Annotated in this window: 13 protein-coding genes; 8 read left to right on the top strand and 5 right to left on the bottom strand. The window is 67.0% G+C overall.

Going from position 1 to position 14,277, the window contains the following annotated elements:
• Nucleotides 1-107: 107 nt before the first annotated feature.
• From AASM09_RS20935 to AASM09_RS20960, 6 genes are all read left to right on the top strand, one after another.
• Nucleotides 108-1,262, top strand: coding sequence for an SIS domain-containing protein (locus AASM09_RS20935; RefSeq protein WP_343368612.1), 1,155 nt, complete (start codon nt 108-110; stop codon nt 1,260-1,262).
• The gene (locus tag AASM09_RS20940; protein ID WP_049431901.1) at nt 1,255-2,193 is read left to right on the top strand and encodes an ROK family protein; all 939 of its coding nucleotides are present in this window, start codon (nt 1,255-1,257) and stop codon (nt 2,191-2,193) included. The genes AASM09_RS20935 and AASM09_RS20940 overlap by 8 nt, the downstream gene beginning before the upstream one ends.
• Nucleotides 2,194-2,210: 17 nt before the next feature.
• Nucleotides 2,211-3,545, top strand: coding sequence for a D-tagatose-bisphosphate aldolase, class II, non-catalytic subunit (locus tag AASM09_RS20945; protein WP_049431898.1), 1,335 nt, complete (start codon nt 2,211-2,213; stop codon nt 3,543-3,545).
• Nucleotides 3,546-3,578: 33 nt separating this feature from the next.
• Nucleotides 3,579-4,355, top strand: coding sequence for a DeoR family transcriptional regulator (locus AASM09_RS20950; protein ID WP_049432038.1), 777 nt, complete (start codon nt 3,579-3,581; stop codon nt 4,353-4,355).
• Entirely contained in the window at nt 4,352-5,467 is a 1,116-nt protein-coding gene (gene nagA / locus AASM09_RS20955; protein WP_049431896.1) for an N-acetylglucosamine-6-phosphate deacetylase, read from the top strand. Before AASM09_RS20950 ends, nagA begins: the two co-directional genes overlap by 4 nt.
• A gap of 169 nt (nt 5,468-5,636) precedes the next feature.
• On the top strand, nt 5,637-7,439 hold the full coding sequence (locus AASM09_RS20960; protein WP_049431892.1) for an MFS transporter: 1,803 nt from the start codon (nt 5,637-5,639) through the stop codon (nt 7,437-7,439).
• 51 nt (nt 7,440-7,490) lie between these two features.
• Here the strand turns inward: AASM09_RS20960 and AASM09_RS20965 are convergent, their stop codons facing one another.
• The 5 genes from AASM09_RS20965 to AASM09_RS20985 all read right to left on the bottom strand — a co-directional run bounded on the left by AASM09_RS20965 (nt 7,491) and on the right by AASM09_RS20985 (nt 11,734).
• Complete coding sequence (locus tag AASM09_RS20965; protein WP_049431889.1) at nt 7,491-7,961, bottom strand: SecDF P1 head subdomain-containing protein; 471 nt, start codon at nt 7,959-7,961, stop codon at nt 7,491-7,493.
• Nucleotides 7,958-8,509 (bottom strand): HdeD family acid-resistance protein, encoded by a 552-nt coding sequence (locus AASM09_RS20970; protein WP_049431885.1) that lies wholly within the window; start codon nt 8,507-8,509, stop codon nt 7,958-7,960. Before AASM09_RS20970 ends, AASM09_RS20965 begins: the two co-directional genes overlap by 4 nt.
• A 58-nt stretch (nt 8,510-8,567) precedes the next feature.
• On the bottom strand, nt 8,568-9,257 hold the full coding sequence (locus AASM09_RS20975) for a ComF family protein (protein WP_049431882.1): 690 nt from the start codon (nt 9,255-9,257) through the stop codon (nt 8,568-8,570).
• 146 nt (nt 9,258-9,403) lie between these two features.
• A complete protein-coding gene (locus AASM09_RS20980; RefSeq protein WP_152906610.1) occupies nt 9,404-10,234 on the bottom strand; it encodes a hypothetical protein in 831 nt (276 codons plus the stop codon).
• 159 nt (nt 10,235-10,393) lie between these two features.
• Nucleotides 10,394-11,734 carry a chloride channel protein gene (locus AASM09_RS20985; protein WP_049431876.1) on the bottom strand — a complete coding sequence of 447 codons (1,341 nt, stop codon included), beginning with the start codon at nt 11,732-11,734 and terminating at the stop codon, nt 10,394-10,396.
• 203 nt (nt 11,735-11,937) lie between these two features.
• Here AASM09_RS20985 and bioB point away from each other — a divergent pair, with 203 nt between their 5' ends.
• Both bioB and bioF read left to right on the top strand, forming a co-directional pair.
• Nucleotides 11,938-12,981: a biotin synthase BioB gene (bioB, locus tag AASM09_RS20990; RefSeq protein WP_049431874.1), complete on the top strand. Its 1,044-nt coding sequence runs from the start codon at nt 11,938-11,940 to the stop codon at nt 12,979-12,981.
• Nucleotides 12,982-13,048: 67 nt separating this feature from the next.
• On the top strand, nt 13,049-14,272 hold the full coding sequence (bioF, locus tag AASM09_RS20995; RefSeq protein WP_049431871.1) for an 8-amino-7-oxononanoate synthase: 1,224 nt from the start codon (nt 13,049-13,051) through the stop codon (nt 14,270-14,272).
• Nucleotides 14,273-14,277 lie beyond the last annotated feature (5 nt).

Raw genomic sequence — 14,277 nt, forward strand, 5'->3', positions numbered from 1 at the left:
CTCTGGTCAGAGCGAAGCCGTAGTCACATTTTCTTTCTTTTTGCTTTCGCTATTTGACATTTCGAAAGAAAACGCAGATGGTGCGCTGGCCCAACTGGAACCTCCGAATGGACGTCACCCTGCTTTCCGATGTGTCCGCCTGGCAGCGCCTGGGCGGAGCCGATACCGCTACCGAAATCGCCCAGCAGCCTGCGCTGTGGGAATCCCTCGCCCAGGACCTGTCGCGTGCCCGCGACCGCCTGCAGGCCTTCCTCGGCGACAGCCTCAATGACCCGAACCAGCGCGTGCTGTTCACCGGCGCCGGCAGCTCCGGCTTCATCGCTGAAATGGTGGCCGACGCGATCAATGCACAGTGGCCGGCCGAGGTGCGCGTGGTGCACACCACCAGCCTGCTGACCCACCCGGCGCTGTACCTGCAGCGCGACCGCCCGACCCTGCTGGTGTCGTTTGGCCGCAGTGGTTCCAGCCCGGAAAGCGTGGCTGCGGTGGACCGCGTGCGCGCCGATGTGGATGACGCACGCTTCCTCGACATCACCTGCAACGCCGATGGCGAACTCGCCCGCCGCGGCGCCGGCCGCGCAGATACCTGCACCCTGCTGATGCCCTCGGCCAGCTGCGACCGCGCGTTCGCGATGACCAGCAGCCTGACCTGCATGCTGCTGGCTGCGCTGACTGTGTTCGACCGCTCGTCGTGGGATGCCCGCGTGGCACGCCTGAAGCAGGTCGCCGCGCTGGCCCGTGAAGGCCAAGCGCAGTGGGATGCACCGGTGGCAACGCTTGCGCAGGGCCCGTTCAACCGCGTGATCTATCTTGGCAGCGGGCCGCTGGAAGCGCTGGCCCGCGAGTGTGCACTGAAGGTGCTGGAGCTGACCGCCGGCCGCGTGCTGGCACTGGCCAACACGCCGCTGGGCTTCCGCCACGGCCCGAAGTCGACGCTGGACGGCAATACGCTGGTGGTGGTGCTGCGCAGCGTGCAGCCACTGGCGCGCCGCTACGAACAGGACCTGCTGGAAGAACTGCGCCGCGACGGCGTGGCCGGCCAGGTGCTGGCGATCGGCCCGCACTCGGATATCGGCGCCGATGACGAGTACACCCTTGTGGTGCCGGCATTCGACGACCCCTGGCTGGCGCCGGTGTGGCTGGGCTTCGCGCAGCTGTTCGCATTGCAGCGCTCGGCCGCACTCGGCCTGACCCCGGACAACCCGTTCCCGGACGGCACCGTCAACCGCGTCGTCAAGGGCGTCACCATCCACCATGGCTGAGCTGATCGCCCACGCCTGCTACGGCATCGACATCGGCGGCACCAAGATCGAGCTGGTGGCGTGCGATGCGGCGATGCAGGTCACCTGGCGCCGTCGGGTCAGCACGCCGCAGGGCGACTACGACGGTTTCCTGCAGGCGGTGGTGACCCTGGTCGCCGAGGCCGATGCCGCGCTGGGTCGCAGTGATGCGGCCATCGGCATCGCCCTGCCCGGCGTGCGCGATCACCGCAGCGGCCGCCAGCTGAGCGCGAATGTGCCGGCATTGACCGGCCACAGCGTGGCCGCCGACCTGCAGGCACGCCTGCAGCGCCCGCTGCACTTCGGCAACGATCTGCAGTGCTTTGCCCTGTCGGAAGCACACGGCGGTGCCGCCGACGGCTATCCCAGCATGTTCGGCGCCATCCTCGGCACCGGCGCCGGTGGCGGCTTCTGCCTGCAGGGTCGCCTGCTGTCCGGCTTCAACGGCCTGGCCGGCGAATGGGGCCACTGGAGCGTGCCCGGCCACCTGCTGCAGCGCCATGGCCTGCCACTGATCGACTGCGCCTGCGGCCTGCAGGGCTGCGTGGAGCGCTACGTGTCCGGCAGCGGGCTGGCGATGATCGAGCGCCATCTGGGTGGAAGTGCGGTGGATGCCAGCGCGGTGATCGCCCTGGCCGAGGCCGGCGACGCGCGTGCGCGCCAGGCGCTCGACATCCACCGCGATCTGCTTGGCCACAGCCTGGCCGCGCTGGTGCTGGCGCTGGACCCGCACGTGATCGTGCTGGGCGGCGGCCTGTCGCAGTACGCACCGCTGTACCAGCAGCTGCCAACCGCCGTCTCGGCGCATCTGTTCAACGGCGTGCAGGTTCCGCCGATCGTGCCGCCGCGCTTCGGCGATGCCGGTGGCGCCCGTGGTGCCGCCCTGCTCGCCTGCCAACCCTCGTTTTCCTGATTGACCGGAGCCTGACCATGTCCCCGTTGCAGACCCTGCTTGCCTCCCACCGCGCCGGTGCCAACGTCGGCCTGTACAGCGTCTGCTGCAGCAACGAGCAGGTGCTGCGTGCGGCCATGCACGTGGCGCTGGCGCACGGCACCGTGCTGCTGGTCGAGGCCACCTCCAACCAGGTCGACCAGTTCGGCGGCTACACCGGGATGACTCCGCCGCAGTACCGCGATTACGTCAGCACGCTGGCCGATGAGGAAGGTTTCCCGCGCGAGCGGCTGATCCTGGGTGGCGACCACCTCGGCCCGAATGCCTGGCAGAAGCGCCCGGCTGCCGAAGCGATGACCCACGCGCGCGTGCTGATCGAAGCCTACGTCGCCGCCGGTTTCCACAAGATCCACCTCGATTGCAGCATGTCCTGCGCCGATGACCCGGTGCCGCTGCCGGACGCCATCGTCGCAGCGCGTTCGGCCGAGCTGGCTGAAATCGCTGAGCGCACCGCTGCGGATCATGGCCTGCCGCCGCCGGTCTACGTGATCGGTACCGAGGTGCCGATTCCCGGTGGCGAAGCCTCGCTGGCCGAGGGCCTGCAGGTGACCACGCCGGCCGCCGCCGCGCAGACCCTGGCCATCCACCAGCAGGCGTTCGACACGCCGCTGCTGCGCGACGCGTGGCAGCGCGTGATCGCGATGGTCGTGCAGCCGGGCGTGGACTTCGACCACAGCAGCGTGCACGAGTACGACGCGGCCGCTGCCAGCGCGCTGGCTGACTTCCTCGAACAGCAGCCACGCATCGTGTTCGAAGCGCATTCCACCGATTACCAGCGCGAAAGCGGCCTGCACGCGTTGGTGCGCGACCACTTCGCCATCCTCAAGGTCGGCCCGGCGGCGACCTTCGCCTACCGCGAAGCGCTGTTCGCGCTGGCCGCGATCGAGGCCGAACTATTGCCGGCGGCGCAGTGCTCGCGCCTGCCGCAGGTGCTGGATGAAGTGATGGTGGCGCAGCCGAAGTACTGGCAGTCCTACTACCAGGGCGATGAGGCAGCGCTGCGCCTGCTGCGCAGCTATTCCTTCAGCGACCGCTGCCGCTACTACTGGGGCGAGCCCGCGCTGGTGCAGGCGGTGCAGACCCTGTTCGCCAACCTGGAACGGCACGCGCCGCCGCTGGTGCTGCTCAGCCAGTACCTGCCGGAGCAGTACCGTGCCGTGCGCGAGGGCACCCTCGCCAACACCCCCACCGCACTGGTGCAGCACCGTATCGGCCTGTGCCTGGGCGAGTACGCCCGTGCGTGCAGCGCCAACCAGGCCGGAACCCGCACGCAGAACGCAGGCTCGGCTGCTGCCGCTGCTGCGAACGGCTAATCTCTACCTTTCCCCGCGACACCGAGAATGGCCATGCGCAACACCCGCTCCCGCCGACAACAGATCCTGCAGCTGCTGATCGAGCACGGCGCGGTGCAGGTGGCCGATCTGGTCGAGCGCTTCGGCGTGTCGGCGGTGACCATCCGTGCCGACCTGACCCACTTCGAATCGCAGGGCCTGGCCAACCGTACCCACGGTGGCGCCACGCTGGTGCGCACGCCGCCGCAGGAACAGGACATCCACGAAAAGGACGCACTGAACCTGCCGCTGAAGGAATCGATCGGTGCGTGTGCCGCGCGCCTGGTGCGGCCCGGCGACAACATCATCATCGACTCCGGCTCGACCACGATGACCCTGGCCCGCCACCTGCGCACGCAGCGCGACGTGACGGTGATGACCAACGGGCTGAACATCGCCTGGGAACTGGCCAACGCGCCGGGCATCAACGTGCTGCTGACTGGTGGCCTGCTGCGCCAGCAGTCGTTGTCGCTGCAGGGCAGCCAGGCCGAAGCCAGCCTCAACTCCTACAGCTTCGACACGCTGTTCCTGGGCGTGGACGGCCTGGACCTGCAGTTCGGCCTGACCACCCATGACGAAGCCGAAGCCCGCCTCAACCATCGCATGGTCGAGCGTGCACGCCGCATCGTGGTGCTGACCGACGCCTCCAAGTTCGGGCGCGTCAGCCTGCACCGCATCGCTCTGCTGGATCAGATCCACACCATCATCACCGATGCCGGCATCGACGACGCCTCCCGCGAGGGACTGCAGCGGCTGGGCATTGAAGTGATCATCGCCGAGCCCGCCGCATGACCGACACCCGCTCCCTGCATGGCCGCATCCTCACCCCGCTGGGCTGGCGGCGTGGCCAGGTCCACTTCGATTCGGACGTGCGCCAGCTGCAGGTGGACGACCACAGCGGCGCCGGCGATCTGCAGCTGCCGGTGATCCTGCCCGGCTTCATCGACCTGCATGTGCATGGCGCCGCCGGCGTGGACCTGATGCAGGGCGGCGACGTGGCACGCACCATCGCCCGTACGCACCTGCGCTTCGGTACCACCACGCTGCTGGCGACCACCATGACCGCTGGCCTGGATGAGATCGAGCACGCGCTGCAGGGCGTGGCCGCGACCATGGCAGCGCCCGATGCCGATGCCGCCTGCATTGCCGGCGTACATCTGGAAGGGCCGTTCATCAGCCCGCAGCGGCTGGGTGCGCAGCCCAACCGCACCATCGAAGCAACACTGGCACTGGTGCAGCAGCTGCACGCGCTGGCACCGATCCGGGTGATGACGCTGGCGCCGGAGATCGGCGAGCACACCGCGCTGATTACCGCGCTTTCGGCAATGGGCATCCGCGTGCAGCTCGGTCACAGCGCCGGTACCTACGAAGAAGGTGTTGCTGCGCTGCAGGCCGGCGCCTCCGGCTTCACCCATCTGTTCAACGGCATGACCGGCGTCGATCACTATCGCCCGGGCATTGCGACGGCGGCACTGGCACATGCGCAGTACGCCGAGATCATTCCCGACCTGCAGCACATCCATCCCGGCGTGATCCGCCTGGCCGCGCGCGCGATCCCGCGCCTGTACGCGGTGACCGACGCCACCGCCGCCACCGGCATGCCCGACGGCGAGTACGCACTGGGCGAGCAGCGCGTGCACAAGTGCGGCGGCTGCGTGCGCCTGGCGACCGGTTCACTGGCAGGAAGTGCACTGACCATGGACCAGGCCCTGCGCAATCTGGTGCAGGTGGGCCTGGAGCTGGCCGATGCCTCGCAACGTGTTTCCACCTTCCCGGCCGATTACCTGGGCCTGGGCGATCGCGGTCGCATCGCGCCCGACGCCCGCGCCGACCTGGTGGTGCTGGATGCGGAGCTGCGCCTGCAGCAGGTCGTGGTCGGTGGCCGCGTGATCGACCTGCACTAGGCGACGCACGTCTGTAGAGCCGAGCCATGCTCGGCTGCTTTTCGCACCGACATCGACGACGTCCGCGCCGCGCTTCGCGCGGCAAGCCGAGCATGGCTCGGCTCTACATGAAGCGCGCAAGCGCCTTGCATCAGCCACGCACCATCCCCGTTATTCCAGGAATACGCCGATGACCGCAGCCGCCGCACCTGCCGTACCCGCTTCCACCGCTCCGCGCTGGCCCGTACGCTACCTGCTCTTCATCGGCGGCCTGGGTGGCCTGCTGTACGGCGTCGACATCGGCATCATCGCCGGCGCCCTGCCCTATCTTGAAGCAACTGCCAGCCACGCCTGGCAGCTCAGCAGCCAGCAGCTCGGCTTCGTGGTGGCGGCGGTGCTGCTGGGCAGCGTGCTGTCCTCGCTGTTCGCCGGCATGGTTGCCGACCTGATCGGCCGCCGCGGTGCGATGCTGCTGGCCGGCCTGCTGTTCACCGCCTCGATTCCGATCATGGCACTGGCCTCCGGCTACACGCCGCTGCTGCTGGGACGCCTGCTGCAGGGCATCAGTGGCGGTTTGATCGGCGTCGTGATTCCGCTGTACCTGGCTGAAGTGCTCAGCCCCGAGCGACGCGGGCGCGGCGCGGCGATGTTCCAGCTGCTGCTGACCGTTGGCCTGGTGCTGGCAGCCCTGATCGGCCTGTACCACGCCCACGCCGTGGATGCCGCCGCCGAAGCCGTGCGTTCGCTGCCGGTCGCGCAGCAGGCGCAGGAACTGTTCACGGTGAAGGACCACGCCTGGCGCACCATCTTCTGGACCTGCCTGGCGCCGGGCCTGCTGTTCTGTGCCGGCATCTTCTGGCTGTCCGAATCACCACGCTGGCTGGTGCGCCGCGGTCGCATCGATGAAGCCCGCCGCAGCCTCCAGCGCGTCCTGCCCGCCGCAGATGTCGAGCCCACGCTGGCCCAGATCCAAGCGCCGGAATCGAGCAGCAGCGAAGGCAAGCGCGATCCGCTGCTCAGCCGCCGCTATGTGGTGCCGTTCCTGCTCGCCTGCGTGGTGCTGGCCTGCACCCAGGCCACCGGCATCAATTCGGTGCTGGCCTACGCGGTGAACATCCTCAACCAGGCCGGTCTGTCCGGTTCAGTGGCCAACGGCGCCGACGTGGCGATCAAGCTGCTCAACGCGGTGATGACCGTGGTCGCGTTGCTGCTGGTCGACCGCAAGGGCCGCAAATTCCTGCTGATGCTGGGCAGCGGCGGTATCTGCGTCGCCCTGCTGGCGGCGGCCACGCTGTTCTTCCAGGCCGAACGCGGTCGCGCCGATGTGCAGCCGCAGCTGCAGGCGGCGGTCAGCGGCGACGGCCTGCAGCTGGTGCTGGATGATGCGCAGTGGCAGCGCCTGAGCAATGGCACCGACAGCCAGGGCCGGCCGATGCAGCTGACCGTGTCCTACGCCTACGGTGATTTCACCAATGTGCGCGCCCTGCGCAGCGACAACCTGGCCGATCGCGAGCTGCGCATCGAGCGCGCTGGCACCGTGCAGCCCGACAGCGTGATTGGTGCGTTCTTCCGCAAACTGCATCTGAACCCGTTCGCCGACCCGGCCAGTGCCGGCCAGGCGCCATTGCGCATCGAACAGGCCCGCATCGGCCCGGTGCCGCCGCCTGCACATGGCTGGGCGGTGGCCGCCTGCATCCTGGTATTCGTCGCGTTCTTCGCGGTCGGCCCCGGCGTATGCGTGTGGCTGGCACTGTCGGAACTGATGCCGAACCGCATCCGTTCCAATGGCATGAGCATCGCACTGCTGATCAACCAGTTTGTATCCACCACCATCGCCGCCATCTTCCTGCCCACGGTGGGCCACTACGGCTACGCCAGCATGTTCGTGTTCTGGGCAGCCTGCACCTTCGTGTTCTTCCTGGTAGCCGCGTTCTGGCTGCCGGAGACCAAGGGCAAGTCACTGGAAGAAATCGAGGCACGGTTCGCCCGGTAGCGGTCGACCTTGGTCGACCTCGCGCGTAACGCGGTGGTGTTGGCGCGCCCGTCACTGACCGGTGATGTGCTTCGCCAACGCCTGTGCCTCGGCAATGCTCGGCAGCCCGCTCAGCATCATCGATTCACCGAACGGGCCTTTCACCGTCGCCACCATCAGCACGCGGCCATCCACACTGATCGCTGCTCGCTGGCCCACCAGTGCTGCCGTGCCATCGTGGATGCGCTGGTGCGCTTCGGGTCGATAGCGGATCTGCAGGCCGGGCTGCTGGCCCTCGTCCAGCACGTAGCGCACATCGGCGATATCGGCGCTGCCGGCAATCGGCGGCTCGCGCAGCGCCAGGGTCTCGCCCTGCCACTGCGCTTGCGTGCCCTTGCCATCCGCATCGACCGCGCTCAGGCGCACATCCACACCGGGGCGCGGTGCATGGCGCTCGACTGTCTGCACTGCGGGCGTGGCGCCCGGCATGCAGCCGGCCAGGGTCAAGGCCACGCCCAGCAACAGCGGAAGCGCCGTTCTCACTTCAGCTTCCGCAGCTTGAATGCCACCAGCACCTGCAGCAGGCCGTACAGCAGGCTGCCGATACCGATCCACAGCGTGGTGACCGCCACGCCGGCATACGGGTTGGCCGCAAACAAAAGGCCCAGCACCACGGCCAGCACGCCGCTGAGGATCAGCAACCATTCGCCCTGGATCTGCTTGCGCACGCGGATCGCGAACACGATGCGATAGATGCCGGCCACCAGCAGCCACGCCGCCAGGAACAGCACCAGCACGCTGGCGGTGGCCAGCGGATTGATCACCGCCAGGATACCGAAGCCCAGCGAGGCGAGGGCGTACAGCGCCAGCCAGCCGCGGGACGCGCCGCTGCCGCCATTGATCAATGCGAACAGACTGATGACGCCCTCGATGATGGCCATCACGCCCAGCGTCCAGGCCAGTGCCATCGCTGCGGACAGCGGCCAGCCGATGGCAACGATGCCGAAACCCAGTGCGACGAGCCCGTACAACAGCAGGATCCACCAGCTGCGCCCAACCGCCGATAACAAGGGAGACAAGGGGGAATTCATGGCCACTCCTCCGATCCGGAACCGGCCTCATCCTAGACCCTGTGGATGAAGAGGGCGATCACGGCGCCCGCGCACAGACCCACACGCGCACCTCCCCAGCGCCGACCAGGCGCAGCGTCTCGGCGACCTCCATCACCGTGCTGCCGGTGGTCATCACGTCATCGACCACGGTCAGCCGCGAGGGCACCGGACCACGAACAGCAAACGCATCGAACAGATTCTCCCTGCGCTGTTCGGCCGTGCGTTCGGACTGCGGTGCGGTATGCCGCCGCCGGTACAGCCCCTGCCAGACGGGCATCGGCAGCAACCGGCACAGTTCGGCGGCCTGGTTGTAGCCGCGCTGGCGCAGGCGCCGCCCATGCAGCGGCACCGGCACCAGCGGCGCGCACGACCAGGGCGGTGGTGCGCGCTGCATCAGCTGGGCAAGCAAGCGCCCGGCCGCCAGATCCTGGTGGAACTTGTAGCGCACCAACAGCTGATCGACGGGGGGAAGGTACAGCAGGCTGGCATGCGTGGCGGCCTGCGGCGGTACCTCGTCGCGGCATGTACCGCAGACGATCAGGGCGTTGTCCGGCAACGGCAGTGCACAGCGCAGGCAGGCACGACCGGCCCAGGGCAGATGGGCCAGGCAGGCATCGCAGAGATCGAGTCCATCGTGGCCGGGTTCGTTACAGACGAGGCACCGTAGTGGCAGCAGAACTCGAAGAGAGCCAGCAAACAAGGCGCCGACTTTGCAGAAAGTGCGCATCACTTAGACTCGCCCAGCCCACCTACATCTGTATGTCAGCAAGGGGGAATTCAACCTGTCAGTGAACGGCCATGCAAACCATCGTCAATCACTGAAGTCAGAGGGTGGGGGCCTATTGGATGACCCTGGCAATTCCGGTAGCACCGTCACGATATCTCCACCAAATTGCATGACGTGTACTGTTGGTTCCTCAAGAATTGGCCGTCCGCATCCGTGAGCCATGCTTGGCCGCCCGAAAAATACTTGCGCGAAACATACTCGGTGACAACTACATAAACGTCAACAACTTCAATGTATGCATTTGACATCCCAAGAGCCGCCTCAAAATCGCGAAAGCGAACTGCCGCGTACTCCCCAGAAAAATCGATGTACTCTTTCTGCAGCCGGGGCTGGATATGAGTGTAGTCACTCAAGTGGGAATACAGCCGACCAACGCCTGACTCGACATTCTTCAGTTTCGATATAGATCTCGTTGGATTCTTATCAAATATTGTTCGATCATCAATCTCATGAATATCGTAAGCCCAAGCAACTTGCTCCAGACACAAACGAAGAATCGCAGCGGATTCGTACGTTGCACCCTGCATTAGAAGAAACGAAGCATACTCAAAACTGGGCTTCAACCTCATGAGCGCCGATTCTGCAGCAAAAAGGCCAAAATGCGCCTCTCTCTCAACTCCATTTGCGAGTTGAGCTGCCACTCTATCCACCTCGATTCCGCATTTCTGAAAAACGGCAGACAACCTGACCCTTGAGGGAGCGGGCTGAGGAAAAACAGCCAAGTGTCCATAACGTTTGAAGTAGTAATCCATTGAGCGATTACCATCGACATAGCTCAGTGCGGCCGACCAAACTCGCCTCTTGAACTCATCGGGGGCGTCAAATGGAACGCCGAGGACGAGGTTCATGTTCCCAATGAATTCGGTATCCTCGAATCGCCCTGAAAGCCGAAAATACTCACCACCACCTGAACTCATACTTTCATCCGGAAACAACATTTAACTTTGAGAGTACAGCCCTATAGAACTAAGTGAGAGCCCAGCCATCAGGACTACCAAATACTCCCCGCAGGCTGGCCGATTATTTGACAGGGAAGCTGCATGGCATGCTGCTGCGGCAGCATACTGTACTGCGAGCTAGGTGCCAGCCTTGCGGGCCTCAATCTCAGGCGGCGGCGCCTTCGGCACCATCAACAGCTCTGCCAGACCACGGTAGATCGGCACCCGGCAGACCAGCCCGGACACGCCACGCGCGATCAGCACCGTCGCCAGGATCGGCAGCAGCAGATCACCACTGTCGGTCAGCTCCAGCGAGATCACCGCCGAGGTCAGTGGCGCCTGGGTGACGCCGGTGAGGTACGCACACATGCCCAGCAGCACGAACGCGCGCGGATCCACGCCGGGCATCAACACGGCGAGGTTGTGGCCCAGTCCCGCGCCGACCGCCAGCGCGGGCGAGAACAAGCCTCCGGGAATACCGGCCACGTACGATGCGAGGTTGGCCAGCAGCTTCATCAACCCGAACTCGTGGCCGACCATCGCCTGCCCCTGCACCAGGCTGCGCGCCTGTTCGTAGCCGGTGCCGAACGCGCCTTCACCGAAGACCAGGGCGAGCAGAACCACCACCAGGCCGCAGCCTGCGGCCAACAGAACCGGATGCCGCTGCCGCAGTTGCCCGAGCCAGCGCGGACGGCCCGCCGCACTGGCCAGCACCGCACGCGCGAACAGGCCTCCCAGCAGGCCCGCCACCACGCCGCACAGCAGGATTGCCAGCCAGCCCTGGCCCAGCGGCAGACGCGCGCTCACATGGCCGAAATAGGTGTAGTTGCCCAACAGACCGAGCGATACCACACCACCGACGATCACCGCGGTCAACAAGGTGCCGGAGAAGCGATGTTCGAAACGGCCGCTGAGCTCCTCGATGGCGAAGACGATGCCGGCCAGCGGCGTGTTGAACGCCGCCGCAATACCGGCAGCGCCACCGGCCAACAGGAAGTGCGAGAGCTCGCGGGGATCCTTGAAGCCGAACCAGCGGCCGAACAGGTACATCAGGCTGGCACCCACGTGCACGGTCGGGCCCTCGCGGCCAACGGACGCGCCACCGAGCAGCGACAACGAGGTCAGCAGCAGCTTGCCGGCTGAGACCGCAGGCGAAAGATTGGTCTTCCGGAATGGCTCATCGGGCTTGTCCAACGCAGCGATGACCTGCGGAATGCCGCTGCCCCGCGTGGGTTTCAGCACGCCGGAGGTCAGCCAGGCCAGCAGCGCGAAGATGCCCGGCGTGAGCAGCAGGGCCCACCACGGCGAGTGCGAGGTGATGCGCTGGAACAGATGGAAGGCCGCATCGCTGGCCTTGGCGAACAGGATCGCCACCAGCGCCACGGCCACGGCACCGCCCCAGAGCGCGGCGCGGCGGCGCCAGGCCTCGCTGAGGACCAGCGCGCTGATGCGGCCGCGGAGACGATGGAGATCGGTCATGGGAAAGAGTCTGCGCGCCAGCACTTCCGTTGGGCAGCGGCCACTTTGGCCGAAGCCCTTGCAGGATGCGGTGAAATGCGGCGTTTCCGCCAAGCTTGATGGGAGTGGCCACCCGTAAACCACAATAACATCATCGCGGTTGACAGCATTCATCAACCCACCCACACTGCCGCCCTCGCTCCATTCGTACCCAAGGTCCCGCCATGGCTGCTGCCATCCGCCACGACTGGCAACACGACGAACTGCAGGCGCTGTTCGATCTGCCGTTCCCAGAGCTGCTGTTTCGCGCCGCAGCGGTCCATCGCGAGCACTTCGACCCTTCGCAGGTGCAGGTGTCCACGCTGCTGTCGGTGAAGACCGGCGGCTGCCCGGAAGACTGCGCGTACTGCCCGCAGGCGCAGCGCTACAGCACCGGGGTGAACGCGCAGAAGCTGATGGAGACCGACGCGGTGCTGGCCAAGGCACGCCAGGCCAAGGCCGCCGGTGCATCGCGCTTCTGCATGGGTGCCGCATGGCGTTCGCCGAAGGATCGAGACATTCCGAAGGTCGCGGCGATGATCGCCGGGGTGAAGGCGCTGGGTCTGGAGACCTGCGCCACGCTGGGCATGCTCAGCGGCGAGCAGGCGCGTGCGCTGAAGGACGCCGGCCTGGACTACTACAACCACAACATCGACACCGCGCCGGACTACTACGATTCGATCATCCACACGCGCCAGTACCAGGACCGCCTGGATACGCTGGAACACGTGCGCGATGCCGGCCTGAAGACCTGCTGCGGCGGCATCGTCGGCATGGGCGAGACGCGCGCGCAGCGCGTCGGCCTGCTGCTGGCGCTGGCCACGCTGCCGGCGCATCCGGATTCGGTGCCGATCAACAAGCTGGTGCAGGTGGCGGGTACGCCGCTGCATGGCAGCGCCGAACTGGACCCATTCGAGTTCGTGCGCATGATCGCGGTGGCCCGCATCGCCATGCCGCGCTCGATGGTGCGGCTGTCGGCCGGGCGCGAGGCGATGAGTGACGAACTGCAGGCGCTGTGTTTCCTGGCCGGCGCCAACTCCATCTTCTACGGCGACAAGCTGCTGACCACCGGCAACCCGGAAAGCGAACGCGACCTGGCCCTGTTCGCCCGGCTCGGGCTGCAGCCGATGGCGGTGCAGGTGGATGCCGAAGGCCACGACCACGGCGGCACCGTGCACGCCGATATCAGCGCCGATGCACCCGGCTGCGGCTGCGCTCACGCCGCCTGAGACGGGCCGCAAGCAGGCGCCGCGGCAACGCGCTACCCTAGCCGCCCCGTCGACGCATTCAGCCACCATGGCCCGCCCCGACCTGACCGCCCGCCTCCACGCCCAGCGCGCTCTGCGCGATGTCCAAGGCCGTCGCCGCCCGCGACGTACGGTCACCCGTCGCGATGGCGTGCGCCTTGAGGTGGACGGCCAGTGGCTGACCGGCTTCTGCAGCAACGATTATCTGGGCCTGGCGCAGCAGTTCAGCGTGGTCAATGCGCTGCAGGACGCCGCTGCGCGCGAAGGTGCCGGTGCCGGTGCCTCGCACCTGGTCTGCGGCCACCACGCGATGCACGACGCCCTCGAACGCGAAGTGGCCGAATGGCTGGGTTACCCGCGTGCATTGCTGTTCGGCAGTGGCTTCGCCGCCAACCTGGCGGTGCAGCAGGCGCTGCTGAGCGAAGAGAACGACGTATGCGTGCAGGACAAGCTCAACCACGCCAGCCTGCTCGATGCGACGCGGCTGGCCGGTGCGCGCCTGCGCCGCTACCCGCACCTGGATGCGGAAGGCGCGATGCGCCAGCTCAAGCACGCGCCCGACGGCGCGGCGATGCTCGCCACCGACGGTGTCTTCAGCATGGATGGCGACATCGCGCCGCTGCGTGCGTTGTCGCTGGTCGCGCGCCTGCAGCAGGCGTTGTTCTACGTCGATGACGCGCATGGCGTGGGCGTGGTGGGTGATGGCCGTGGCGCCGTTGCTGCCGCCGGCCTGGGCGTGGACGACGTACCGCTGCAGCTGGTAACGCTGGGCAAGGCCTTGGGCGGTTCCGGTGCGCTGGTGCTGGGCCGCGACGATCTGATCGAGCACCTGGCCGAAACCGCGCGCCCGTACATCTACACCACCGCCGTGCCACCGGCGATGGCCGCCGCTGCACTCGAGGCGGTGCGCCTGGCGCGCCGGGACAACTGGCGCCGTTCCAAGCTGGCCGACCTGATCGCGCTGTTCCGCAGCGAAGCACGCCGCCACGGGCTGGACCTGATGGCCTCGGAAACGCCGATCCAGCCGCTGCTGTGCGGCGATGACCACAGCGCCATGGCGATGTCCAAGGCGCTGGAACAGGCCGGCTGGCTGGTCGGCGCGATCCGCCCGCCGACGGTGCCGGAAGGCAAGGCGCGCCTGCGCGTTACGCTGTCCGCACTGCATGCGCCGGAACAGGTGCGGGGCCTGGTCGAGGCCATCGCCAACGCGCGGGATCGCCTCGACCTGGCCGTACGCGAAGCCGCCCCGCCGCCGCTGCCCGCTTTTGCCTGAGTTCC

The organism is Stenotrophomonas maltophilia (assembly GCF_039555535.1).
Lineage (GTDB): Bacteria > Pseudomonadota > Gammaproteobacteria > Xanthomonadales > Xanthomonadaceae > Stenotrophomonas > Stenotrophomonas maltophilia_Q.